Source organism: Collinsella sp. TM06-3 (assembly GCF_003436395.1).
In the GTDB taxonomy this organism is placed as follows: domain Bacteria; phylum Actinomycetota; class Coriobacteriia; order Coriobacteriales; family Coriobacteriaceae; genus Collinsella.
In genome coordinates, this window is sequence record NZ_QSPG01000012.1 from 19920 (window position 1) to 40805 (window position 20886).

At 58.1% G+C, this 20886-nt stretch carries 19 protein-coding genes; 11 read left to right on the plus strand and 8 right to left on the minus strand.

Annotated features, from left to right (window positions below; translation table 11 throughout):
- Positions 1-100 precede the first annotated feature (100 nt).
- On the minus strand, positions 101-502 hold the full coding sequence (locus DXD56_RS06245) for a hypothetical protein (RefSeq protein WP_117640589.1): 402 nt from the start codon (positions 500-502) through the stop codon (positions 101-103).
- Between the two features lie 434 nt (positions 503-936).
- On the opposite strand from DXD56_RS06245, the gene DXD56_RS06250 reads away from it, so the two are divergent.
- Complete coding sequence (locus DXD56_RS06250; protein ID WP_117640590.1) at positions 937-1641, plus strand: class I SAM-dependent methyltransferase; 705 nt, start codon at positions 937-939, stop codon at positions 1639-1641.
- A gap of 48 nt (positions 1642-1689) precedes the next feature.
- Here the strand turns inward: DXD56_RS06250 and DXD56_RS06255 are convergent, their stop codons facing one another.
- Positions 1690-1986, minus strand: a complete 297-nt coding sequence (locus tag DXD56_RS06255) for a hypothetical protein (protein ID WP_055310006.1) — start codon at positions 1984-1986, stop codon at positions 1690-1692.
- Positions 1987-2063: 77 nt separating this feature from the next.
- Between DXD56_RS06255 and DXD56_RS06260 the strand changes: the two genes are divergently transcribed.
- The 9 genes from DXD56_RS06260 to DXD56_RS06295 all read left to right on the plus strand — a co-directional run bounded on the left by DXD56_RS06260 (position 2064) and on the right by DXD56_RS06295 (position 12386).
- Positions 2064-2552 (plus strand): N-acetyltransferase, encoded by a 489-nt coding sequence (locus DXD56_RS06260; protein ID WP_117640591.1) that lies wholly within the window; start codon positions 2064-2066, stop codon positions 2550-2552.
- 306 nt (positions 2553-2858) lie between these two features.
- Entirely contained in the window at positions 2859-4862 is a 2004-nt protein-coding gene (locus tag DXD56_RS06265) for a translation factor GTPase family protein (RefSeq protein WP_117640592.1), read from the plus strand.
- Between the two features lie 93 nt (positions 4863-4955).
- Positions 4956-6074: an AAA family ATPase gene (locus DXD56_RS06270; protein ID WP_117640593.1), complete on the plus strand. Its 1119-nt coding sequence runs from the start codon at positions 4956-4958 to the stop codon at positions 6072-6074.
- Positions 6067-8580, plus strand: coding sequence for an excinuclease ABC subunit UvrA (locus tag DXD56_RS06275; RefSeq protein WP_199411556.1), 2514 nt, complete (start codon positions 6067-6069; stop codon positions 8578-8580). Before DXD56_RS06270 ends, DXD56_RS06275 begins: the two co-directional genes overlap by 8 nt.
- A gap of 189 nt (positions 8581-8769) precedes the next feature.
- Positions 8770-9372, plus strand: coding sequence for a recombinase family protein (locus DXD56_RS06280; RefSeq protein WP_117640595.1), 603 nt, complete (start codon positions 8770-8772; stop codon positions 9370-9372).
- Between the two features lie 198 nt (positions 9373-9570).
- Complete coding sequence (locus DXD56_RS06285) at positions 9571-10383, plus strand: FxLYD domain-containing protein (protein WP_117582854.1); 813 nt, start codon at positions 9571-9573, stop codon at positions 10381-10383.
- A 144-nt stretch (positions 10384-10527) separates the two neighbouring features.
- Positions 10528-11172 carry a DUF4230 domain-containing protein gene (locus DXD56_RS06290; protein WP_117640597.1) on the plus strand — a complete coding sequence of 215 codons (645 nt, stop codon included), beginning with the start codon at positions 10528-10530 and terminating at the stop codon, positions 11170-11172.
- Positions 11173-11183: 11 nt separating this feature from the next.
- Positions 11184-11315: a hypothetical protein gene (locus DXD56_RS10250; RefSeq protein ID WP_255413187.1), complete on the plus strand. Its 132-nt coding sequence runs from the start codon at positions 11184-11186 to the stop codon at positions 11313-11315.
- A gap of 9 nt (positions 11316-11324) precedes the next feature.
- A complete protein-coding gene (locus DXD56_RS06295) occupies positions 11325-12386 on the plus strand; it encodes a hypothetical protein (RefSeq protein WP_117582856.1) in 1062 nt (353 codons plus the stop codon).
- A gap of 183 nt (positions 12387-12569) precedes the next feature.
- Here DXD56_RS06295 and DXD56_RS06300 read toward each other — a convergent pair whose 3' ends face one another.
- From DXD56_RS06300 to DXD56_RS06315, 4 genes are all read right to left on the minus strand, one after another.
- Positions 12570-13169 (minus strand): tRNA (cytidine(34)-2'-O)-methyltransferase, encoded by a 600-nt coding sequence (locus DXD56_RS06300; protein ID WP_117640598.1) that lies wholly within the window; start codon positions 13167-13169, stop codon positions 12570-12572.
- A 98-nt stretch (positions 13170-13267) separates the two neighbouring features.
- A complete protein-coding gene (locus DXD56_RS06305) occupies positions 13268-14398 on the minus strand; it encodes a GTP-binding protein (RefSeq protein WP_117640599.1) in 1131 nt (376 codons plus the stop codon).
- 86 nt (positions 14399-14484) lie between these two features.
- The gene (locus DXD56_RS06310; RefSeq protein WP_117640600.1) at positions 14485-14826 is read right to left on the minus strand and encodes an arsenate reductase family protein; all 342 of its coding nucleotides are present in this window, start codon (positions 14824-14826) and stop codon (positions 14485-14487) included.
- 17 nt (positions 14827-14843) lie between these two features.
- Positions 14844-15467: a flavodoxin family protein gene (locus DXD56_RS06315; RefSeq protein ID WP_117640601.1), complete on the minus strand. Its 624-nt coding sequence runs from the start codon at positions 15465-15467 to the stop codon at positions 14844-14846.
- 334 nt (positions 15468-15801) lie between these two features.
- Here DXD56_RS06315 and DXD56_RS06320 point away from each other — a divergent pair, with 334 nt between their 5' ends.
- Positions 15802-16122, plus strand: coding sequence for a DUF3784 domain-containing protein (locus DXD56_RS06320; RefSeq protein WP_117635527.1), 321 nt, complete (start codon positions 15802-15804; stop codon positions 16120-16122).
- A gap of 286 nt (positions 16123-16408) precedes the next feature.
- On the opposite strand, the gene DXD56_RS06325 is transcribed toward DXD56_RS06320, so the two are convergent.
- Together DXD56_RS06325 and DXD56_RS06330 are read right to left on the minus strand one after the other, a co-directional pair.
- Positions 16409-17938, minus strand: coding sequence for a diguanylate cyclase domain-containing protein (locus DXD56_RS06325; protein WP_117640602.1), 1530 nt, complete (start codon positions 17936-17938; stop codon positions 16409-16411).
- Between the two features lie 126 nt (positions 17939-18064).
- A complete protein-coding gene (locus tag DXD56_RS06330) occupies positions 18065-20782 on the minus strand; it encodes an EAL domain-containing protein (protein WP_117640603.1) in 2718 nt (905 codons plus the stop codon).
- Between the last annotated feature and the right edge of the window lie 104 nt (positions 20783-20886).

Below are 20886 nucleotides of genomic sequence, written 5' to 3' on the forward strand. Positions count from 1 at the left end.
TGGCAGGTTTTATCTGGGCAAATGCAAAGGGCCGACCGCGTTGCTGCGCGATCGGTCCTTGTTGGTTGCTTGGATGTAGGGGGCAGTGGAAGGAGGGAGTCTACAGGCGGTCCTTGTTCTCGGCCTTAATGTCGTGTGCCTGCTGAATAAAGAACAGGTCGTACACCACGATGACAAAGGCGCCAAAGTTGATGGCGTCGCCGCCAAACGCGGGAAGCGTGAGCACGGCCTGCGCAATCGTGGCGATTGCGGCGACGATGCCGAGCTTAAACGCACCATCCACCTGCGAAGGCTTGTTGGCGCCCTTGATGCCCGCAACGCCCGCGGCAAGATCGATGAGGCCCTTGGCGATAATCACGGCCGCGGCGAGCATGGCGTTCGATCCGTAGGTGGACTCGAACTTGCCGGTCGCGATGCCGGCGATTCCAATGACGAGACTGGCGATGCCCAGAACAAAATAAATCAGGGCAAGGATTTTGAGAGTCTTGCGAGTGAAGCTCATGGCTGGTCCTTTCGATACGAGTACGCCAACCTGGCGCACCCTATGTGCTGCACATATGGTGAAGCACATTGTAGTTCAACGCGGCGATGCATGCGCCTGAAAGCGTCTCTTGCCTGCACGGTTCAACCTTTCAAAAAGGAAAGCTGGACGTAAGTCAAATCGATGGCAGCGCATGCGCGGCGCTGCGATGATGAGGCCATGGTAAGAGCTGGACCGAAGGAGGAGCCATGATGTACGGAGTCAAGCAAGTGGATGAGCCGCGGTCGCTGGGAAGGCGCATGAGTGATTCTGTGATCGCTGCCGTGTGCACGGTATTGATGGCTGTGCTTTGCATTGGGATGCTGTGGACCATGTCGCATGTGGGACAATAACGGACGGTTGGGTGCCGACATGAATGGCGCCCATGTATTCGTTTTGTTTGCTAAGGAGTGTCCATGGGCGTCGTCGATCCCTTTTCTGTTGCTCGGGCCGCAGGGCTAGAGCTCGTGCGGACGTTCGAGGGCCTCACGCTCACCGATGGCACGATGGAGCTGCGTGCCGATTTTGCCCGCATGCGCCCACGGCTCAAGCAGGGTCGTCTGCAGCAAGAGCTGTTGGTAAAGGCTGCGCGCACAAAAGGCATCGAACAACCATGGGCGATTGATGCCACAGCAGGCTTTGGCGAGGACTCGCTGCTGCTGGCGGCCGCGGGCTTTACCGTCGATCTGTATGAACAGGATTGCGTGATCGCGGCGCTTCTCAAGGATGCCTTGGATCGCGCGACAGATGATCCGGCGCTTGCGACAGCCGTGGCACGAATGCGCTTACATGCCGGCGAGGACAGCATTGCCGGCCTTCGCCATACGGCCGAGCTGATCGAGCAGGGTGAGCTCGCCGCTCCCGACGTGGTGTATCTGGACCCTATGTTTCCCGAGCGCGCCAAGAGTGCGGCGGTTAAAAAGAAGTTTCAGCTTTTGCATCATCTGGAGCAGCCGTGCGCCGACGAGGAGACGCTGGTCCAGGCAGCGCTTGCGGTGTATCCGCGCAAAGTCGTTATCAAACGGCCGGTGAAGGGGCCGCTGCTTGCCGGCGTTAAGCCGAGCTATCAGCTCGCGGGCAAGGCCGTTCGCTACGACGTTTTGGTGCCGCCGCGCCCGTAGCTTGCGTGCGATGGCCGGCGCTTCGCCAGCGCCGTGCCGATGCGGGGCCTATTTCCAGGGGTGCGACGTCAGATGCCATCCGCCGCAGTATTCGCATTTGTAGCAGGCAAGGCCGCGCCGCCCGCGGTTTTCGCAGTCGGCCATAACTGCCTCGGCCTCGGCGCGCGTGTCGTAACGGTTTTTGCGTTCGCACGACTTGTAGCGCCAGGCTTCATCGCGCTCGGCGTCCAGGGCGTCGCGGCGCTCGTCTTCGCGCGCAAACAGATCGCTCATATCGCCGCCGGTGGCAGCGCCCAAAAACTCGCTCTTTGCCTTTGACCAGGCGGCTCGCTTTTTGCTCCCCATCTGCTTCGCGCCCCTCTTCAAACGCTGGTATCATTGCTCAATCAAAGTGATACCAATAAACGTGAGGTCGCCGCGTGATGATCAGAAAAACCCTCGATACCGACATTCCCGCCGTCATGGCTATCTATGACGCGGCCCGCGCTTTTATGCGCGCGCATGGCAACGCCATGCAGTGGCCCGAGGGCACGCCTTCGGCCGAGCAGCTGGCTGCCGATATTGCCGCTGGTGGCAGTTACGTGTGCGAAGTCGACGGCCGCGTGGTGGCGACGTTTGCCTTTTTACCGGGTCCGGACGAGTGCTATGACGTGATTGAGGGCGGCCAATGGCGTAGCGACACTCCATACGCCGTGCTGCACCGTGTGGCATCCGACGGCACCGTGCACGGCATCGCGGCTGCGATGTTTGTCTTTGCCAAGGAGCGCGCCGACCACCTGCGCATCGACACGCATCAGGACAACCTTCCCATGCAGGGTGCGATCGTTAAGGCGGGGTTCGAGCGCGCCGGCGTCGTGTATGTGTCGGACGGCACACCGCGTGTTGCGTTTGACTGGCTGCGCGAGGCATAAGCGCCCAGGCGCATACCAACACTCCATCTAAATGAAAATGGCCCCGGGTGGGGCCATTTTTTGGCAAAACGCGTTGTTGTGGGGCTCGCGTCGCTGCCGTTCCAGATGAACCCGGGCAGACAAAAAGGGGAGGTGCCGGCTTTCGCAAGGCGCGAACCTACGAAAATCGCTGCGCGGCAACGCGGGGCGATGAGCTCGGTCGGGGGATAGGGCCCGCTTCGCCCGCCGGCCCGTAAATTGTATCATCCAGTGTGGAACGAGAGCGCCCGTTGCCGCGTGCGATGGGCTTGCAATAAGAGGAGAGCCATGTCGAAACAAGCGGTCGTTGGAATCTTGGCGCATGTCGATGCCGGCAAGACCACGCTGGCCGAGGCCATGTTGTTCAACGCAGGTCGTATTCGCAAGCGCGGCCGCGTGGACGATGGCGATTCGCATCTGGACACTAACGCGATCGAGCGCGAGCGCGGCATTACGATCTTCTCGTCGCAGGCCGTGCTCGACCATGGCGATACCCACGTCATGCTCGTTGATGCGCCGGGGCATGTCGATTTTTCTGCCGAGGCGGAGCGCACATTGCGCGCACTCGACTACGCGATTTTGGTTGTGGGCGCCAACGACGGCGTACAAGGGCACACCGAAACCCTGTGGCGCCTGCTTGCGCGCTATGACATCCCGACGTTCATCTATATCAACAAAATCGATTTGGAGAATCCCGGCCGCGAGGTTTTGCTGGCACAACTTGGGCAACGTCTTTCCGAAGGCTGCCTGGATGCCAGCGAACTGCTGGCGGGCGGCGCCGTTCAGGAGGACGCTGCTGCGTTGGACGAGGCGGCACTCGAGGAGTTTCTTGAAGCGGGTGAGCTTTCCGTCGCAACGCTGTCGCGCATGGTTGCCGAGCGCAAGCTCTTTCCCTGCTTTGCCGGCTCGGCGCTCAAGGACCAAGGCGTGGACGAGTTGCTGGATGGCATATGCGCGCTGATGCGTGAACAGGCGTGGCTCCCGGAGTTTGCCGCGCGCGTCTATCGTGTCAGCCGCGGGGATCGTGGCGAGCGCTTGGCTTGGGTTAAAGTGACCGGCGGCACGCTGCGCGCAAAACAGATGATCAGCGGGCATTCCAGTGCCGAGGCGTGGGAACAGAAGGTCGATCAGGTACGCATCTATAACGGCGAGAAGTATGAGCTTGCCCAAGAAGTTGCTGCTGGCGGTATTTGCGCCGTGACGGGTCTTGCGCACGTTCGCCCAGGGGACGCCCTGGGCACGGAGCCCGCGGGCGATGCGCCCGTCATCGCTCCGGTCCTCACCTATACGGTGCTGCCGGGCGAACACGACGTTCATGCGGTGTTTAAAGCGCTGAGTGAGTTGGCGGACGAAGATCCCATGCTCGGCGTAAGCTGGAATACGCATCTTGAGCAGATCCATTTGCAGTTGATGGGCGCCGTGCAACTCGAGGTCGTGCAGCGGGTGTTGGCTGATCGCTTTGGCCTTTCGGTTGCGTTTGAGCCCGGCGGCATTCTCTATAAGGAGACTATTTCGCGGCCGGTCGAGGGCGTGGGCCACTTTGAGCCGCTGCGCCACTATGCCGAGGTGCATCTGCGCCTGGAGCCGTTGCCGGCGGGTTCGGGTGTGCAGTTTGGCACCGTGACCTCGACCGACGAGCTCGATCTTAACTGGCAGCGTTTGGCACTCACCAACGCTATGGAGCGCGACCACCTGGGCGTGCTGACGGGCTCGCCCATCACCGATGTGCGCATTACGCTCACGGGCGGCCGCGCGCATGCCAAACACACCGAGGGCGGCGATTTTCGCCAGGCCACGTACCGCGCGATTCGCCAGGGTTTGATGCAGGCGCGCGAGGCCGGCGCGGCGGTGTTGTTGGAGCCGTGGTATCGCTTTGAGCTCGAGGTGCCGGGGGAGTGCGTGGGCCGGGCGCTCTCGGATGCCACGCGCATGAGTGCCGAGTACGAGCCGCCGACGATGGCGGGAGACCGGGCGAAGCTTGTGGGTCGCGTTCCGGCATCCGAGGTGCAAGATTATGCGCTGGAGGTGGCTGCCTACACGAGCGGTCGCGGGCATCTGTACCTGGAGTTCGCCGGTTATGCGGCTTGCCATGATGGCGAGCGCGTAATCGAGGCTGCCGCCTACGAGCCCGAGGCCGATCTGCCCAACACGCCCGACTCGGTCTTTTGCGCCCACGGCGCCGGCTACACGGTCAAATGGTACGACGCACCCGCTGCGGCGCACGTAAAGGTCGATCCCGCCACCTTCCGCCCCTGGCGAGCAGCAGACGCCGAGTTTTTCGGCCACATGTGACAAAGGGGCAGTTCCTTTGTCACATGCTATTGGTATAACTCGGTATAAGTTGGTATAACTGTTACCAGGGTTTGCCAATCCGAGGAGGCCGATATGAATCCAAATCCCTTTAAGCCCACAGCTGGTAAGCGGCCTCCGATACTCATCGGTCGCGAGTCGGTCATCGAAGATTTTGAGGAAGGGCTCGACAACGGCGCCGGAGCGCCGGGCAGGCTCATGCTCATTACGGGAAACCGCGGCTATGGCAAAACGGTTCTCCTGCGGGAGCTGCAACGTCTAGCCAGCGAGCGCGGATGGGCGGTTGTCTCCGATTCCGCTTCGCTTGGTTTGTGCGACCGCTTGGTCGACGCGCTTCGCTCGAATAAACCCGTTGTGACGTCAATGGAGTTTGGGCCGTCGTTTGGCCGGATGTCGGTCGAGGCGGCGCGGGCAAAAGGCGAGACATTGCGAGGGCTGGTCAACGAGCGTCTCAAGAAGCTCGGTCCGGGCAAGGGCGTCTTGTTTGCGATTGACGAGGCACAATCGGCGTCTATCGAGGAACTGGCGGCTCTTGCCGTCCTCTATCAGCAGGTGCTCGGAGACCAGGATGCCACGGGCTTGCCCGATAGCGACCAGCGCGGTCTTGCGCTGGCGTTCGCCGGCTTGCCCAGTATGGTTGACGATCTGCTCGAAGAGCCGAGCGTGACGTTTTTGCGGCGTGCCCAGCAGCGTACGTTGGGGGCAATATCTTTGCCCAAAGTGCGCGATTCGTATATCCAGACGGTCAAAGACGCTGGTCTTTACGTTGACGCGGAGACGGCGGACCTTGCGGCGCGCAAGAGCATGGGGCATCCCTATATGGTTCAGCTGGTGGGCTATTACATGTGGCGGTCTGCTGTCCGGCGTGGCTCGCAGGTCATCGAAAGGCGCGATGTCGAGAATGGCCATGCGGATGCCGTCTCCGAGTTCTACGAAGCGGTTGACGCACCTCTGTATTACGGTCTGCGCAGCCCTCAGCGCCTCTTTATCGAGGCTATGGCGGTTGACGAGGACAAGCCGACGCGCACGGCGGATATCATTGAACGCTGTGACCGTACCCAGAGCTGGGCGAGTAAATATCGTGCAAGTCTGATTCGCGAGCGCGTCGTCGAGGCTGCCGGATACGGCCTTGTCCGGTTTACCGTGCCCATGCTGGGCGAGTACATTCGCGATCGCATTTTATGGCATGAGTAGGGTGATAAAGGTGACGGAACAGAAGATGAGCCCGCAGGCTATCGAGGTGCGTGGTGCGCGCGTCCATAACCTTAAGGACATCGATATCGATATTCCGCTGGGAAAGCTCGTGGGTATTGCCGGCGTGTCGGGCTCGGGCAAGAGCTCGCTGGCGCTGGGGGTTCTTTATGCCGAGGGCTCGCGTCGCTACTTGGAAGCACTCAGCACCTATACTCGACGTCGTCTGACACAGGCCGAGCACGCCCAGGTGGATGAGGTATTGCACGTGCCGGCGGCGCTCGCGCTGCACCAGCGTCCGAGCGTGCCGGGCGTGCGCTCGACCTTTGGTACCATGACCGAGCTCAACAATAGTCTGCGTCTGCTCTTTAGCCGTTGCGCCCATCACGTGTGCCCACATTGCGGGGCGCGCGTGGAGCCGAGCCTTAACGTGGCTGCAGGCCTGTCGCTCACGTGTCCGACATGTGGCCGCGAGTTCTACGCGCCGAGTGCCGAGGATTTGGCTTTCAATAGCGGCGGTGCATGTCCCACCTGTGGCGGTACCGGCGTCATGCGCGAGGTGGACGAGGCGAGCCTGGTGCCCGACGAGTCCAAGACTATCAACGAGGGCGCGGTGCTTCCTTGGGGCACACTCATGTGGGATCTGATGAAGCAGGTGGCTGGCGAGATGGGCGTGCGCACCGACGTGCCGTTTAACCAGCTCACGCCTCAAGAGCGCGACATCGTGTTCCACGGTCCGGCGGTTAAAAAGCACATTCTCTACGTTCCCAAAAACGGCGAGGGCGCCACGCCGCTCGATTTTACCTATTACAACGCTGTCTATACCGTCGAGAATGCGCTCGCCAAGGTTAAGGACGACAAGGGCCTCAAGCGCGTGGCGCGCTTTTTGCGCGAGGGGCCATGCCGTGACTGTGGCGGCACGCGTCTCTCCGAGGCCGCACGCCATCCCCAGGTGCGCGGTATCAATCTGGCGCAGGCCGCGGCTATGACGCTGGGTGAGGCGATTGAGTGGGTGCGCGGGGTGCCCGCATCCTTGCCGGCCGAGATGCAGCCCATGGCGACGGATATCTGCGATTCGTTTTTGAGCACGGCCCGTCGACTGGTCGATCTGGGCCTCGATTACCTTTCGCTCGACCGCGCCGGTGCCACGCTCTCCACGGGCGAGCGTCAGCGCGTGCAGCTCGCCCGCGTGGTGCGTAACCGATCGACGGGCGTGCTCTATGTGCTGGACGAGCCCTCGATTGGCTTGCATCCTGCCAATGTCGACGGCCTGGTAGGCGTGATGCGCGATTTGGTGGATGACGGCAACACCGTGGTCGTTGTCGACCACGACACGCGCGTACTGGCGGAAGCCGACTATCTGGTCGAGATGGGCCCCGTTGCCGGAGCAGGCGGCGGCAATGTGATCGCCGCGGGCGCGGTAGGCGAGGTCGAAGAATCGCAGGGCAGCCGCATCGCCCCATTTTTGCGCTCGGAGCCTGAGCGCTTGCGTCCGCAGGTGCCTGACGACGAAATGTTTGACCGGGGCCATATCCGCATGGCGACCGATGCCATCCATACCGTCAAACCGCTCGAAGTCGATATCCCGCGCGGTCGCCTTGTCGCGGTGACGGGCGTTTCGGGTTCGGGTAAGACGACGTTGGTGCTCGAGACACTCATCCCGGCACTTAAGGCGCAGGCAGCCGGCGAGCGCCTGCCAAAACACGTGCGTTGGGTCGATGCCGAGGGCATTGCACGTGCCAACCTGATAGACGCCACGCCCATCGGTGCCAACGTGCGTTCGACGGTAGCGACTTATGCCGACATCCATGATGAACTGCGTCGCGCCTTCGCCCGCACGCCCGAGGCCAAGGCAGCCGGCTACAAGGCAGGCGCATTTAGCTACAACACTGGCGCTTTGCGCTGCCCTACGTGCGATGGCACGGGTTCGATATCGCTCGACGTGCAGTTTTTGCCCGACGTCGAGATCGTCTGCCCGGCATGTCGCGGCTCACGTTATGCAGATGCGGCTTCGCATATCCATCGCGAGGGCAAGGACGGGAGCTTGCTGACGTTGCCGCAGCTTATGGACATGAGTGTGGACGAGGCCCTCGACGCCACGGTGGGACTCAAGAAGGTTCAGGCGCGCTTGCAGACCTTGCACGACCTGGGCTTGGGTTATCTCACACTTGGCGAGCCCACACCGGCGCTTTCGGGCGGCGAGGCGCAGCGTCTTAAGCTCGCGAGCGAGATGGGCCGCGTGCAGGATGATGCCGTGTTTGTGTTCGACGAGCCCACGATCGGCCTGCACCCGCTCGATGTTCAGGTGCTGCTGAGCGTGTTCGACGGTCTCGTTGCCAAGGGCGCCACGGTTATCGTGATCGAACACGACCTCGATCTTATCCGTAATGCCGATTACGTGATCGACATGGGCCCGGGCGGCGGCGACGCAGGCGGACAAATCGTCTGTGTCGGCACGCCGGGCGACATCGCTGCCTGCTCCGCAAGCATCACCGGCCGCTACCTCTAACCGAATGTGACAAAGGGACTGTCCCTTTGTCACATTCCCGTTAAAGCCAGCATCTGTCGGCATGGCGCTTGAACAGTTTTCGCGTGAGGGTCAAAATGGCCTCAACCCATTCGCGAAATTTGCACGCCCTATAGTGAGTGGGCTCTCGCTTGAGCTGATGCTGCCAAGAGGCAGCCGATAGGGGCAATTATGGACAATCGAATCTTTGGGTATGCGCGTGTCTCTTCCGCAGACCAGAACCTGGGCCGCCAATTAGACGCGCTGGCAAGGTTTCCCGTGCAACGGAGCCAGATTTATGCTGACAAGGCAAGCGGTAAGGACTTTAAGCGTCCCCAGTACCAGCGTCTTCTTCGCAGGCTGCGCGAAGGCGACGTTCTCGTGATCAAAAGTATCGATCGTTTGGGCCGCAATTATCGTGAAGTCCTCGATGAGTGGCGACGCATCACGGTGGATAGGAATGCTGCCATCGTGGTGCTCGATATGCCATTGCTTGATACACGCGAACAACCCAATGGAATTACGGGGACTTTTATTGCCGACCTAGTGCTTCAGGTTTTGAGCTACGTGGCTCAGGTGGAACGCGAAAACATAAAGCAGCGCCAGGCGGAGGGTATCGCGTCGGCGCGTCTGCGGGGTGTGAGATTTGGGAGACCGACGCTCGAACGTCCGGATAGCTACCGCGATGTCATCAAATCATTCGAAGGAGGTGAGGTTACGAGGCAAGAGGCCGCAATGCTTTTGAACGTTAGCGCATCGACGTTTGATCGTTGGAGACGGGCAGACACGAACTGATATGACCGTTTGCCGTCTGTCCGTCCTCTTTAACTAGACATTTTGACGAGGGGAGTTTATTGCACAGAGCCCACTCCTTCCCTCGATGTTTATCCAGTTCACGCCCTTGAACCAAATAGTGCCACCGCGTTGCCAATTCGTCTGCTTTTTGACGAGGGCGATATATCGTGTTTTGTTTTGTATTTAAAGGAGGACGAAATGAAAAGGCGTTATGGAATGGCTCTGGTGACCGCGCTATTTGCGATGGTGTTTTGTGGGGCGCTTCTGCTGAGCGGCTGTTCGCAGTCTGAGAAGAAAAATGATGAACCTGATTATGCCGATGACCGTGCAATGGCTGTGATTGCTCAAGGTTATCAAAAGCGGTCGGATTATATCGAATCGCTTGGAGAAGATGCTGATCTAAGCTCGAATAAAGTGCGAAAAGAGATAATTAAAACCGAGATCGATAACGACAAAGAACTCAAAAAGGCGCCTTTTAAAGACGCTAAGATGCAGGAAGATGTCATCGCCTATCTCAACCTGCTTGACAATCAGCTTGATGTTACCAAGAAGTATGCGGAATCTGATCCTAAGTACTACGAGGAATGGGAAAAGGCCTACGACGCACGATCCGCACAGCTTAAGAAACTGGTCGATCGATATGACTTAACAGTCGATGACGAGTATCAAGATGAGTTTGACGAGCTAATTAAGAACGGTAGGACCGTAGAGGAGAAGACGCATAACGATGAGGTTATCAACGGTTTGCTCTCATCGGCGAATTTTGAGAAAAGTGATGATGGCTACGGTCTCTATACGTACACCGCAATCGTCGAAAATACCTCTGACATATCGTTCGAAAACGTTTATCTAAACGTTGCCCTTTACGATGCCGATGGTGTGAGGGCGGAAGAATGCTACGCAGATACATCTGCCTGGGCGCCTGGCGAGAAGGTGAAGTTTGAGGTAATGAGCGAGGTTGACGCCTCGAGGCTTGCGCCGACGGTGTCGGGTTACAGCGTCAAGGAATAGTTCGCGGGAATTGAAAAGAAAGCGCGGCCGTTTTCTTTGAACGGTCGCGCTTTGCATTGAGCCGTTGACGGAATGATTCGTGCCATCATGCTCGCGCTGGAAGATGATGGGAACGTCGGGGCAATAAAGGAAAGGTGAAACAGGATGGCAAAAACAAAAATTCTTACAACGATACCGCAAAAGGTTGCCTTTGGCGGGTTAGTCGTTGTTACGGTTCTAGCGGTTGCCTGGGGTATCTGGATGTCATTGACGCGTAATCCTACAACGATCAGCGATGATTCGATTCGCGAGGAGATCACGCCAGTCGTTAAGCTCGTGACGTACGAGTACAACTTCACCCAGCTGCTTTCAATTGATGAGGCGGGCAATCCGCTTGGGTGGGAAAACCCCTTTACGTCTAAGCGATATGTCGCAACGATTGACGGCAAAGCTGACATCGGGATCGATGCCGATAAGATGAAGGTTACAATCGTACGGGCTAATATGGCCGATAAGAATTCAGAGGTCAAGAGCGTAAAGGTTATACTGCCTCACTCGGAGATCACCTCGTTCTCGACAGACCCCAATACGCTTAAGAAATATGTTGAGGACAATGGCTTTCTTAACTGGAATCAAGTAAGCACGGATGATCTAAACACGTTATTGAAACAGGCAAAGAAAGAGCAGACCAAGAAGGTCAAGGAAAGCAATATGCTCCAAGAATCTGATGATAGAGCCTGCGCCCTTATCGAAAAACAGGTCAAAGCCTTATGCGGCGATGACGTCAATGTTGACGTTGCGTTTGAGTAGGGGTGAATAGCATGTTGGATAAACGGCAACAGATCGCTGGGGCCGGCTCGCTTCTGATCGGGCACTACACCACCTTTCTCGACACTACCTTCAACTCGGCATTTGGCGATGAATATACGGTTGATTTCGACTATCGGAAATAGGAGGTCACAATGGAGGATAAAGACGATCTGGCTGTTGTCGAAAGGGAGGAGCCGCCGCGACATAAGCAGAGTTTTGATATCCGTAAGGCCGCTGCCGGGTTGGTTGATGGCGCCGGAAGCGCGATGGCGGGCGCGGTTGCAACCGTACAGAAAGTTGCCGATGGTGCAATGCGTGCTGCAACTCCGCTGGTCGATGACGCCTTGGCAGCGATTGCTGATGCGGCCGATGGTGCGGCAGGTACTGCTGCGGATATCGGTGACGCGGTCAACGATTGGGCATACCAGCAGCAGCTTAATAGATACAGGCCGGTAACCAAGGAGACCTATCAGAGTCCTTCATTCCATTTGCCGAACATGATTCGAATTGTTGACGGAAATGAGCGCCGGGGCATCGACGCCTGTAGAGATGCTATTGGTTGGCTGGATACTGTTAAGGGCACGCAGATTTTCAATCTGTACCGCGAGGCAATCGGGGATAGCGAATTGTCTTTCTATCCTAAACCATCTCTTTACTCCACATATTACATAGATGCTTTTGATCGGTCTCGCTTTGTTGACCTTGACTCTTATTTTGCAACCATGCAACAAGACAAGATGGCCGAGTTGAGACGGATTGCGTTCATGCTTGGCGCGAAGCGCTGCAAGCTGGAGGTGACGGAGTACGAGGAAACTCGGCGAGGCCGCCAGGTTAAGGGAAATGCCAAGGCGGGAAAGAAGGGCTCGGTTCGAATCGACGGTTCCTTGAGCGATTCAACGAGAAGCGAGAAGAAAATTCTGTTTACACAGGAATTTGAGGGCGACATGGTTCCACAGCGCCCTGAGCTCCATTGGTATGCCCATGACTCAGATGTTCTCTTGTTAATTGAGACGAGATGTGGTGGAGAGGATAAAAACAAGGCGAAGAGCTATCGGGTCGAATTGAAAAGTGAAACGGCCATGACCATGTCTGTATCACTTGCTATGGCTATCGACGAGGCATGCAGCAAACTGAACATAAGGGCGAATTCGAGCCTGACAAGCCAAGCTAAGCGAGAACTCCGGCAATCGTTTGTATTTGAAGTTGAATTCTGATGTGTGGGGACCATTTGCTGCGGGGTTCCTGTCCTTTACGGGGTAGAAGCATAGAAACCCATACGGTGCAACTCAGTAAAAGTTAGTAATATACTGGCATCTTTTCTAGTTAAAAGCGTTTAAAACCGGTTAATTCCATTTAAATCAGTAGGTGCAATATGTGACAAAGGGACAGTCCCTTTGTCACATGCCGGGGAAGCCTGTCTGGCGGAGGGCCTCGTAGAGGACGATGGCGGCGCTGTTGGAGAGGTTGAGGGCGCTGATGCGGTAGTCGTCCGGGTCTACAAAGTTGCCGCAGATATCCTGCTGAAGGATGGCCTCGTGGCCGCTCTCGCTATGCCCGAGCGCCTCCTCGTGGGCTTCCCAGGCCTCGGCGTTATCGAGCGAGTCGCAGTCGCGCAGCATGGGGATGCGCTCGCAGCGCGCAGGCTCTGCGGCGAGCAGCTCTTCGGGAATCCCCGAGCTCTCGCTGCCAAAGACCAGATAGTCACCGTCGCGGTAGGTGCTTTGCGCATAGGTGCGGCGCGCCTTTTTGGTCAGCAGATGCAGGCGTTCATCGGCGGGGGAGAGGCCGTTGCACGTAAGGAAATCCTCCCAGCCGGCATAGGTCGTCACGTCCAAGTTTTGCCAGTAGCCCAGGCCGGCGCGACGCACCGTCTTGTCGTCGAGCGAAAAGCCCAGCGGCTCCACCAGGTGCAGGCGGGTACCGGTGACCACGCAGGTACGGCCGATATTGCCCGTATTGGCCGGAATCTCGGGCGCATACAGCACGATATTGAACATGAATCTCCTTGGCTCAGAACGAAAAACCACCACGAAGGGGACAGGCACCTTCGTGGTGGTTTGGCGGTTACGTGGCAGAAAATGCTCGCTTCGATAGCCTAGGCGCGGTGCCAGTCGGTCAGACAGGCATCGAGGGAGGCGATGAGCGCGTCCTTGTCCATGTGACGGCCGATGATGCACAGGCTCGTCATGCGGTCGCCCGTCTCGTCGTCCCAAATCTGCATGATCTCGGGGTTCTCGTCGATGATCTTCTGCTTCTCGCCCTCGGGCGCCGAATCGACAAACAGACCGTTCTCCATCAGGCGCATCTGGTGGCCGGCCTGCTCGAACATGTAGCACATGTCCGGATCGCCGGTCTGCCACAGCGGACCCTTGACGCGGATGACCTCGTCGGGCCACTCTTGCTCAACAAAATCGGTGAACTTCTGCAGGTCAAACGGCTTGCGGCGCGAGTACACAAAGGTCTCGATGTCGTACTCGAGCACCTCGGGGTCGTCGTGCTCCTCGGGATGCTCCATGGCCTCGATCCAGGCGGCGGAGTTGTAGGCGCGCATAAAGTCGAAGCGGCCGGTGTCGAGCAGCTCCTCCATGGGGACCTCGCCGTTTTGAGCCTCGACAATCACGGCGTCCTTCTGCAGGCTGCGCACGATGGCCTTAAGCTCTGCGATCTGCTCGGGGGTGACGGTGTCAGTCTTATTAAGAATCAGCGTGGAGCAAAACTCGATCTGCTGGATGAGCAGGCTCTCGATGTCGTCCTCGTCGATATCCTCGGCTAGCAGGTCGCGACCGCCGTTGAACTCGTCGTACATGCGGGCGCAGTCGACCACGGCCACGATGTTGTCGAGCGCGAGCTTGGGCTCGCCGCCCACCTTGGCCTCGTCGCAGAAGCTCGAGATGGTGTAGGCGATGGGGATGGGCTCGCAAATACCCGAGGCCTCGATGATGATGTAGTCGAACTTGCCCGAATCGGCGATGCCCTGCAGCTGGTTGGCCAGATCGTCCGAAAGCGTGCAGCAGATGCAGCCGTTGGTGAGCGGGATGAGGTCGTCGGTCTCGGAAAGGCCGCCGTCGGCGATAAGGCTGGCGTCGACGTTGATCTCGCCGATATCGTTGACGATCACGGCGGCGCGGATGCCGCCGTCGTTAGCGAGGATGTGGTTGAGCAGCGTGGTCTTGCCGGCACCGAGGTATCCGGTAAGCATGATGATCTTCACGGGTCTGTTGGGCATGTGCCCTCCTTTGTTAGACATGGCTTACAGTTAAATCTTATGCCAAACGCCTGCTCTTATACCCACGCGCCGGCAAATAACACAGGCTACTCCCAGGCTCCCCACACATCGGGGCAATAACCGACGGTGGCCTTCTTGCCGTTGCGCACGATGGGCTCGGCCAGAACCTGCTGGTTCTCGAGCAGCTTATCAAAGCGCTGGCTGGGGGTGAGGTGCTGGATGAGTGCGAGCGTCTCCTCGTCCTTGGCTTTGGGGTTGAGCAGCTTGTCGATGCCGTCGACCGCCTGCATCACGCTCGTGAGCTCGCCCTTGCTCATCTCCCTTTCCTTAAGGTCGATAAACTGCACCTTAATGCGTCGCTCCTTAAAATAGCGCTGGGCCTTCTTGGTATCGAAGGACTTCTTAGTCCCGAAAATTTGAATATTCATATCTATGTTCCGCCGTTCTACCTGATGAAGTTGGTCCTAGCGCGATCGGCCTGGGGGGCTTCGATGCCGGCGGCCTTTCCCGCCTCGATGCAACGTAGGAGCCAGGCCATGTTTTTGCCGATGTTTCGCATGGTGGCAAGGCCTTCGGCGTCCTGGGCGGCCTCGCCCGGCATGGCGCCAAAGACGTTGTTCCAGTAGGTGGATGCCACCACGGGCATCTGGTTGATGGTGAAGTATTTGTTGAGCACATCGAAGGTGGTCGACGTGCCACCGCGACGGGCAACGGCGACAGCGGCGCCCGGCTTGTGCGCAAAGGCCTTGCTGCCAGCATAGAATGCACGGTCGAGGGCAGAGAGGATGCGTCCGCTGGGATGCGCGTAGTAGACGGGCGAACCAAAGACAAAGCCGTCTGCCTGCTCGGCAGCGGCAATCAGCTCGTTGACCATATCGTCGTCAAAGGTGCAGCGGCAATCGAGCTTGCCGCACTGGCCGCACCCGATGCAATCGCGAATAGGCTTGGCGCCCAGCTGAAACACCTGCGTCTCAATGCCCTCTGCGTTGAGCTGCTCGGCAATCTCGGCGAGTGCGCGGTCGGTGTTGCCGTTTGCCTTGGGGCTGCCATTGACCAAAAGAACCTTCATCACAAACTCCCTCTGCTGTCGGTGACTTCTGCGGAGGATTATCGCACGAGCGGGCAGATGGCGTGGGGCGCGATGCCGGCCCCGAGGGCCCACGACAGGCACGCTCACCAGGTACGAGCGGGATACGGTCCAGAGGATGTTGGAGTGCGGGGCCTCGTGCGAGCAGATTGTAAGGGGTCTGGGCGGGTCGCCCTCGATGGCGAGCTTTGAGGCCTTGGAAGGCGGGCTGCTGCGGCGGCTATGGTTTATACTAAGGCGGTTGCTATCGAGTAATTCATACTTGGTTTGATTCGATTGTGAATGCGTAACTAGGATGGAAAGCAAAGGAAACTCTATGGAAACAGAGGATGCTGTTTGCTTGATGACTTCGATTGCCTTGATTGTCCTTTCAATCCAATACCGAAGAGGAAGATGGCTCTGCTCAATTGCTGGATATGATGTCACAAAAAGGGAGAGCGAGATTGATATACGCCCCTACGCAAAGCTGATTTCTTCTGTGACGTTATGGATGGGGCTGCTGTTTTTCTTGTGGGCGGTAGAGGGCTGGGTGCGCGATTGGAATACCAGCGTTTTTGAAGTTTTGGTTCTACTTCTGTTCAGCTTGGCCTCTTTGTCGTTCGTGCGGCTCGTTAGGTTTGTGTTTATGAGGCGATAGCCAGCGGAAGTGGCTGGACGACAAAATGGACCAATGCAGCCAATTGTCAATAGAATTTGATAGGCTTGGCTTAACAGATTTACTCGAGGGCATATCCGTGGCGGGGGATAGGTTCTATCTTGTTGAGCACTTATTTGCATCAGGCAAAGTAAACCAAGAGTATCGAAACGGTGCCCCCGGGCCCGCTAGGGACTGCGGGGGGGGCGTTCGGCTAACTGCGGGTACGGCCTATTTGCCCAATGTGTTCGCCCGAGATCGGAAATTAACCATCATGCGCCCCATAACGCTAGTCCAGCTTGGTGCCCGGTACTTGTGGTGCCTCTTCAAGTAGCGCTTTGAGCTCGTTCAAAATGGAAACGGGCTGTCGGTCGACGGCGTCCAGATGAAGTGTGGCCACACGAATGGGCGGCTGATATTCAAATGAGCCAAAGAGTACGGGCGACCCCAAGAACCGCTCGATTTCTTCTGCGATCGCGTCGGTCTCTTCGGGATCAAGGTCATCGAAAAGCGCCACGAACATCGGTCCGGTCGAGCGGAACAGACGGCCCTTGCCGCGCGAACAGTCCATGAGGCAGGCGGCACTTTCTGCCAAAACGCGGTCGCCCGCATCAAAGCCAAAGCGGGCATTGACCTTGGCGATGTCGTCGATTTTGATGGCGACCAGGCCTGCCTTGCGCGCCACGCGACGCATTTCGCCAATGGCGTTGACCAGGGCGTGGATATCGCCCAGGCCGGTCACGGAATCGGTCGTATCCGCCAAGCTTCGGTTGATGATAATGCCCACATACATGTTGGGCTCGGTTTCGGTGCTATCCAAGCGGTAGCCCGTACACTCGCACAGCGCATATTTACCAGCGGTATTCATGACGCGATACTGCATGTAATGGAAGTGCCACGCGCCGTTTACCACCATATCGAGCTCGCTGCGCACGTTGTCGCGGTCCTCGGGGTGAACGCGGGCGAGCCACATATCGAGCGAGTTATAGGGATGCTGGGAGGGCAGGTCAAAATCGCGCACGGCATTAATCGACCATTGCGATTCGCCGGTATCGAGGTTAAGGATAAACGGATAGCGCGTCTCGGAGCTCATGGAGATCGCTTGGAACACCCGGTCGTTGCAGGGAGGCTGATCGGCGATTGGGCGCATGGATGCGTCGTTTTCCTTCGGCTGCTGCACACGGTGCATGAGCTTGTAGCGATACATTTTGCGGTCGGCGTCCATGGTCATCTGGCGACGCGTATCGCCAGCGAGTGGGTCGACGCGCGAGCAGCCAAAGCTAAAGCTAGCGATCATGGGCGCTTTGCCGCCCGATGTTGCCTCGATAAGGTTGGTGCGCGTCCGCTCCAGGCGCTGCTCGAGTTCGGCTTCATCTGTCGTGGGGGATACGAGTACAAATTCGTCTCCACCGATACGGAACAGCAGGTCATTGGGTTCCATTGTCTCGGTGAGTGCACGGCAGATGCTCAGGATGTAGCGATTGCCCTCGGTGTGGCCAAACGTATCGTTGCAATGCTTAAGGCGATCGATATCGATATAGGCGCAGGTGAAGGGGGTGCCTTTGTGCCAAAGCAGCTCGGCATAACGGTGGAGTCCAGCACGGTTGCCAAGATTGGTGAGCGAATCGATATAGGCGCCGCGCTCAAGCAGCTCGCGTTCTTGCTGCAGGATGGCAAATGTCTTCTGTAGCTGCTCGCCGATGGCGCACAGCTCCGTGGGCAGCGCGGCAACATCGAGCTCGGCGGTCGAGACCCCGTTCGCAAGTCGCTGAAGATAAGCAATGATCGATTGCTCGCCCAGGCGATACGACTCGTTCATGATGGATAACCTCCTTGGGCACAACAGTGGTTTGCATCATATCCCCAATTCGGTTTGGATTGGGGGCATAAGTTAGCCAATGGGGACAAGCGCCCCTTCGGCGGTATCGTTTTGCGCGCGAGCGTATCAGTTTTTGTTACCGCCATCGAGCAATGCCTCAAAATCCTTTGCCTGCATGGGGCGGTAGTAGAGGAAGCCCTGAGCGTAGTGGGCACCCATTTGGAGCAGCATGTTCGCCTGCTCGTTTGTCTCGACGCCTTCGATTACAACGGGCAGATGGAGCGATTGCGCCATCTCGAGCGTTGATGAAACGATTTGCGCGCTACGGCTTTGATCGCGGTCGGTGGGCACAAACGTGCGATCAAGCTTGATGACGTCGACGTTGACGTTCTTGAGCATCGCGAGCGTAGACTGGCCGGTGCCAAAATCGTCCATGTAGGTCGAGAAACCGCGAGTGTGTAGGTCGGCCGTCAGCTTATCCACGGCCTCGGACTCTCCCGTATAAGCCGTCTCGGTGATCTCAATGCGCATGAGCTCGGGCGGTAGGTTGTATTGGGCGGCAAGCGCCCCCATATGCTCGGCGACGTCGCAGGCAAGGATATCCACGCGCGACACATTGAGCGAGATCGGAACTACGCGCAGCCCTCGATCGATGCACTCACGCAGCCACGAGGCGACGCCCTGCCAAACATATTTGTCGAGCGTCACCACAAAACCGCTTTCCTCGAGAGCGGGGATAAAGGTGGTAGGTGAAATGAGGGAGCCATCCTTGTCAATCCAGCGTGTGAGCGCCTCGGCGCCAACGATCTCGCCGGTTTCCATGTCGACCTGGGGCTGCAAGTAGTAGGTAATGCGGCCGTTTGAGAGCGCATACTGGAATTCGGTCAGCGTGCGGTGGAACGCGATTTCGTGTTCGTATTCCTCGGGGCGGAAAATGGCAATGCGCTCCTTAAAGTCGTTTTTTGCGCGCCGATTGGTAAACATGGCCTTGGCCTGCGCATCGATGGTGATTTCCTCGTTGGAGTCGATGGGGTAGACGCCCATGGACGGCCAGAAGCCCACGCCGTCATCATGCTTGGCCACGGCCTGGCGAATGCGGCTATAGATCTGATGGACGGTGTCGTGTTCAAAGGGGATGAGTACGCAAAAATCGTCTTGGCCCCAGTACCCTGCGACGCCCATGGCGGCATTCTCGATGTCCTTGAGAACCGTGCCCACATCGGCGAGTACGCGGTCGCCCTCGGCCTGTCCGTGCCATTCGTTGAACAGTCGCATGTGCCCCATATCGACGGTGGCGATACACCAGGCGCCGTTGCGCCTTGTCTCGAGAAATTCGTTGGCGCGGCGCATAAACTCGCTGGGTCGATAGAGACCCGTGAGCGGATCGATGCGTTCGGCGATGGCGCTTTTGCGCTCCACCTCGGGTATGGGGAGGCTGTCGTTGGGAACAAGCCCGCCGGCCGTGCGAATGCGACGGTCGAGTTCGCCTAAAACGGCGGCCGTTTGATTGGTCAGGTGCTCGTAAAAGGCCGGAACGACAAGACAGACGGGGGTAATAGTGTCGCCCGCGATTCGAACGGGAGCGAAAACGGCCTCTTTGAGATGTTGGATCAGTTGCTCGAATGCTTCGTGATCCAAATTGTTGCTAAGCACGACGAACTGGGCGTTGCGTGAACGGAAGACGCGACTCCTGCCGCGAGTAATCGACAGCATGCGGCCTGCGTATTCGGCGAGCATGTTGTCGACGGCCTCGGCCCCGTAGAGCTCGTTGAGCTTTGCCGTGCCGCGAACGCGCACTGCTATAAGCCCCGTCTCGCAACGGTCGCGACGGCAGGCATCGATAGCGTTGATCAGCGTGCGCTGTGTTCCGAGACCCGTGGCGGCGTCGACGGTCTCGGCAAGCGAGTGGTTGACGAGCTCGCCGACATAGAGCGAGGGGACATTTCCGTCACCGTCGATACGAAACCCGCGAGCACGGCCGAGGATGTAATCGCCGGCGGCATTGCGCACGCGGTACTGCATGACGTGACGATGTTTGGAGCCGTCATAGATTTGGTCGATGTCGTTGGTATAGGCCTCAAGGTCATCGGGATGGACACGCGTTTTCCAGTAATCGTGGCAGTTGTCTATATGCTCCGAAGGAAGACCAAGATCGCGCAAGGCGCCTTGTGACCAAAGGGTTCGATGTTTGTCCAAGTTCTCGATAAAGAAATATCGGCCTTCGTTGAGCATCGAAAGGGCGTCGAAAATGCGATCGCTTATTTCGAAGTCGTCGGTGTGGGCTTGTGCGATATTGCGTCGATCAAGGTGCACGGCATGACGTAGCTTGTAGTCGTACATGCGATGATCGGCATCGTTCGTCAAGCGATTGGGGGCTTCGCCCAGGGCGGGGTCGGCGTGTGCCACTCCGTAGCTAAACGAGTGAGGCATCTTGGAAGCGTTGTTTTCGAGCAGTACCGTTCGGCAGTGTTCCAGACGTTCGGCAAGGTCGTCCTCGGTCGCAATCGTAGATAGGATGGCGAACTCGTCGCCCCCCAGACGAAATGCCGCCTCGTCCACCTTCATATACAGTTTGAGATAGAGGCTCACCTGCAAGATATAGCGGTTGCCCTCGTCATGTCCAAAGATGTCGTTGCAGTGCTTAAGGTTATCGATGTCGATAAACGCCATGGTCACGGGCAGTTCCTGCTCCCAGAGTTCCTCTAAGGAACGGGTAAAGCCGCCGCGGTTGCCAAGTCCGGTGAGCTCGTCGGTAAAGGCGGTCCTGATCAGATCGTCCTGACGCTCCAGAAGGTCACGGATGGTCTTTTCGAGCGTTTTGGTATTATTGCTGGCGTTATCCATACTGTAAGCGGCTTTCTGAGGTCGGGGCGGATTGCGTCGGGCGAGCTCGTTGTGCACATGCGTTGCTGCTCAACGCCTTGCGTGTTTCCAAGCCCCCGCCTTGC

What these genes read in the sequence shown, in the direction of transcription:
- DXD56_RS06245 (WP_117640589.1), bottom strand. Translation starts at nt 502, where the DNA reads ATGAGCTTCACTCGCAAGACTCTCAAAATCCTTGCCCTGATTTATTTT.
- DXD56_RS06250 (WP_117640590.1), top strand. Translation starts at nt 937, where the DNA reads ATGGGCGTCGTCGATCCCTTTTCTGTTGCTCGGGCCGCAGGGCTAGAG.
- DXD56_RS06255 (WP_055310006.1), bottom strand. Translation starts at nt 1,986, where the DNA reads ATGGGGAGCAAAAAGCGAGCCGCCTGGTCAAAGGCAAAGAGCGAGTTT.
- DXD56_RS06260 (WP_117640591.1), top strand. Translation starts at nt 2,064, where the DNA reads ATGATCAGAAAAACCCTCGATACCGACATTCCCGCCGTCATGGCTATC.
- DXD56_RS06265 (WP_117640592.1), top strand. Translation starts at nt 2,859, where the DNA reads ATGTCGAAACAAGCGGTCGTTGGAATCTTGGCGCATGTCGATGCCGGC.
- DXD56_RS06270 (WP_117640593.1), top strand. Translation starts at nt 4,956, where the DNA reads ATGAATCCAAATCCCTTTAAGCCCACAGCTGGTAAGCGGCCTCCGATA.
- DXD56_RS06275 (WP_199411556.1), top strand. Translation starts at nt 6,067, where the DNA reads ATGAGTAGGGTGATAAAGGTGACGGAACAGAAGATGAGCCCGCAGGCT.
- DXD56_RS06280 (WP_117640595.1), top strand. Translation starts at nt 8,770, where the DNA reads ATGGACAATCGAATCTTTGGGTATGCGCGTGTCTCTTCCGCAGACCAG.
- DXD56_RS06285 (WP_117582854.1), top strand. Translation starts at nt 9,571, where the DNA reads ATGAAAAGGCGTTATGGAATGGCTCTGGTGACCGCGCTATTTGCGATG.
- DXD56_RS06290 (WP_117640597.1), top strand. Translation starts at nt 10,528, where the DNA reads ATGGCAAAAACAAAAATTCTTACAACGATACCGCAAAAGGTTGCCTTT.
- DXD56_RS10250 (WP_255413187.1), top strand. Translation starts at nt 11,184, where the DNA reads ATGTTGGATAAACGGCAACAGATCGCTGGGGCCGGCTCGCTTCTGATC.
- DXD56_RS06295 (WP_117582856.1), top strand. Translation starts at nt 11,325, where the DNA reads ATGGAGGATAAAGACGATCTGGCTGTTGTCGAAAGGGAGGAGCCGCCG.
- DXD56_RS06300 (WP_117640598.1), bottom strand. Translation starts at nt 13,169, where the DNA reads ATGTTCAATATCGTGCTGTATGCGCCCGAGATTCCGGCCAATACGGGC.
- DXD56_RS06305 (WP_117640599.1), bottom strand. Translation starts at nt 14,398, where the DNA reads ATGCCCAACAGACCCGTGAAGATCATCATGCTTACCGGATACCTCGGT.
- DXD56_RS06310 (WP_117640600.1), bottom strand. Translation starts at nt 14,826, where the DNA reads ATGAATATTCAAATTTTCGGGACTAAGAAGTCCTTCGATACCAAGAAG.
- DXD56_RS06315 (WP_117640601.1), bottom strand. Translation starts at nt 15,467, where the DNA reads ATGAAGGTTCTTTTGGTCAATGGCAGCCCCAAGGCAAACGGCAACACC.
- DXD56_RS06320 (WP_117635527.1), top strand. Translation starts at nt 15,802, where the DNA reads ATGGAAACAGAGGATGCTGTTTGCTTGATGACTTCGATTGCCTTGATT.
- DXD56_RS06325 (WP_117640602.1), bottom strand. Translation starts at nt 17,938, where the DNA reads ATGAACGAGTCGTATCGCCTGGGCGAGCAATCGATCATTGCTTATCTT.
- DXD56_RS06330 (WP_117640603.1), bottom strand. Translation starts at nt 20,782, where the DNA reads ATGGATAACGCCAGCAATAATACCAAAACGCTCGAAAAGACCATCCGT.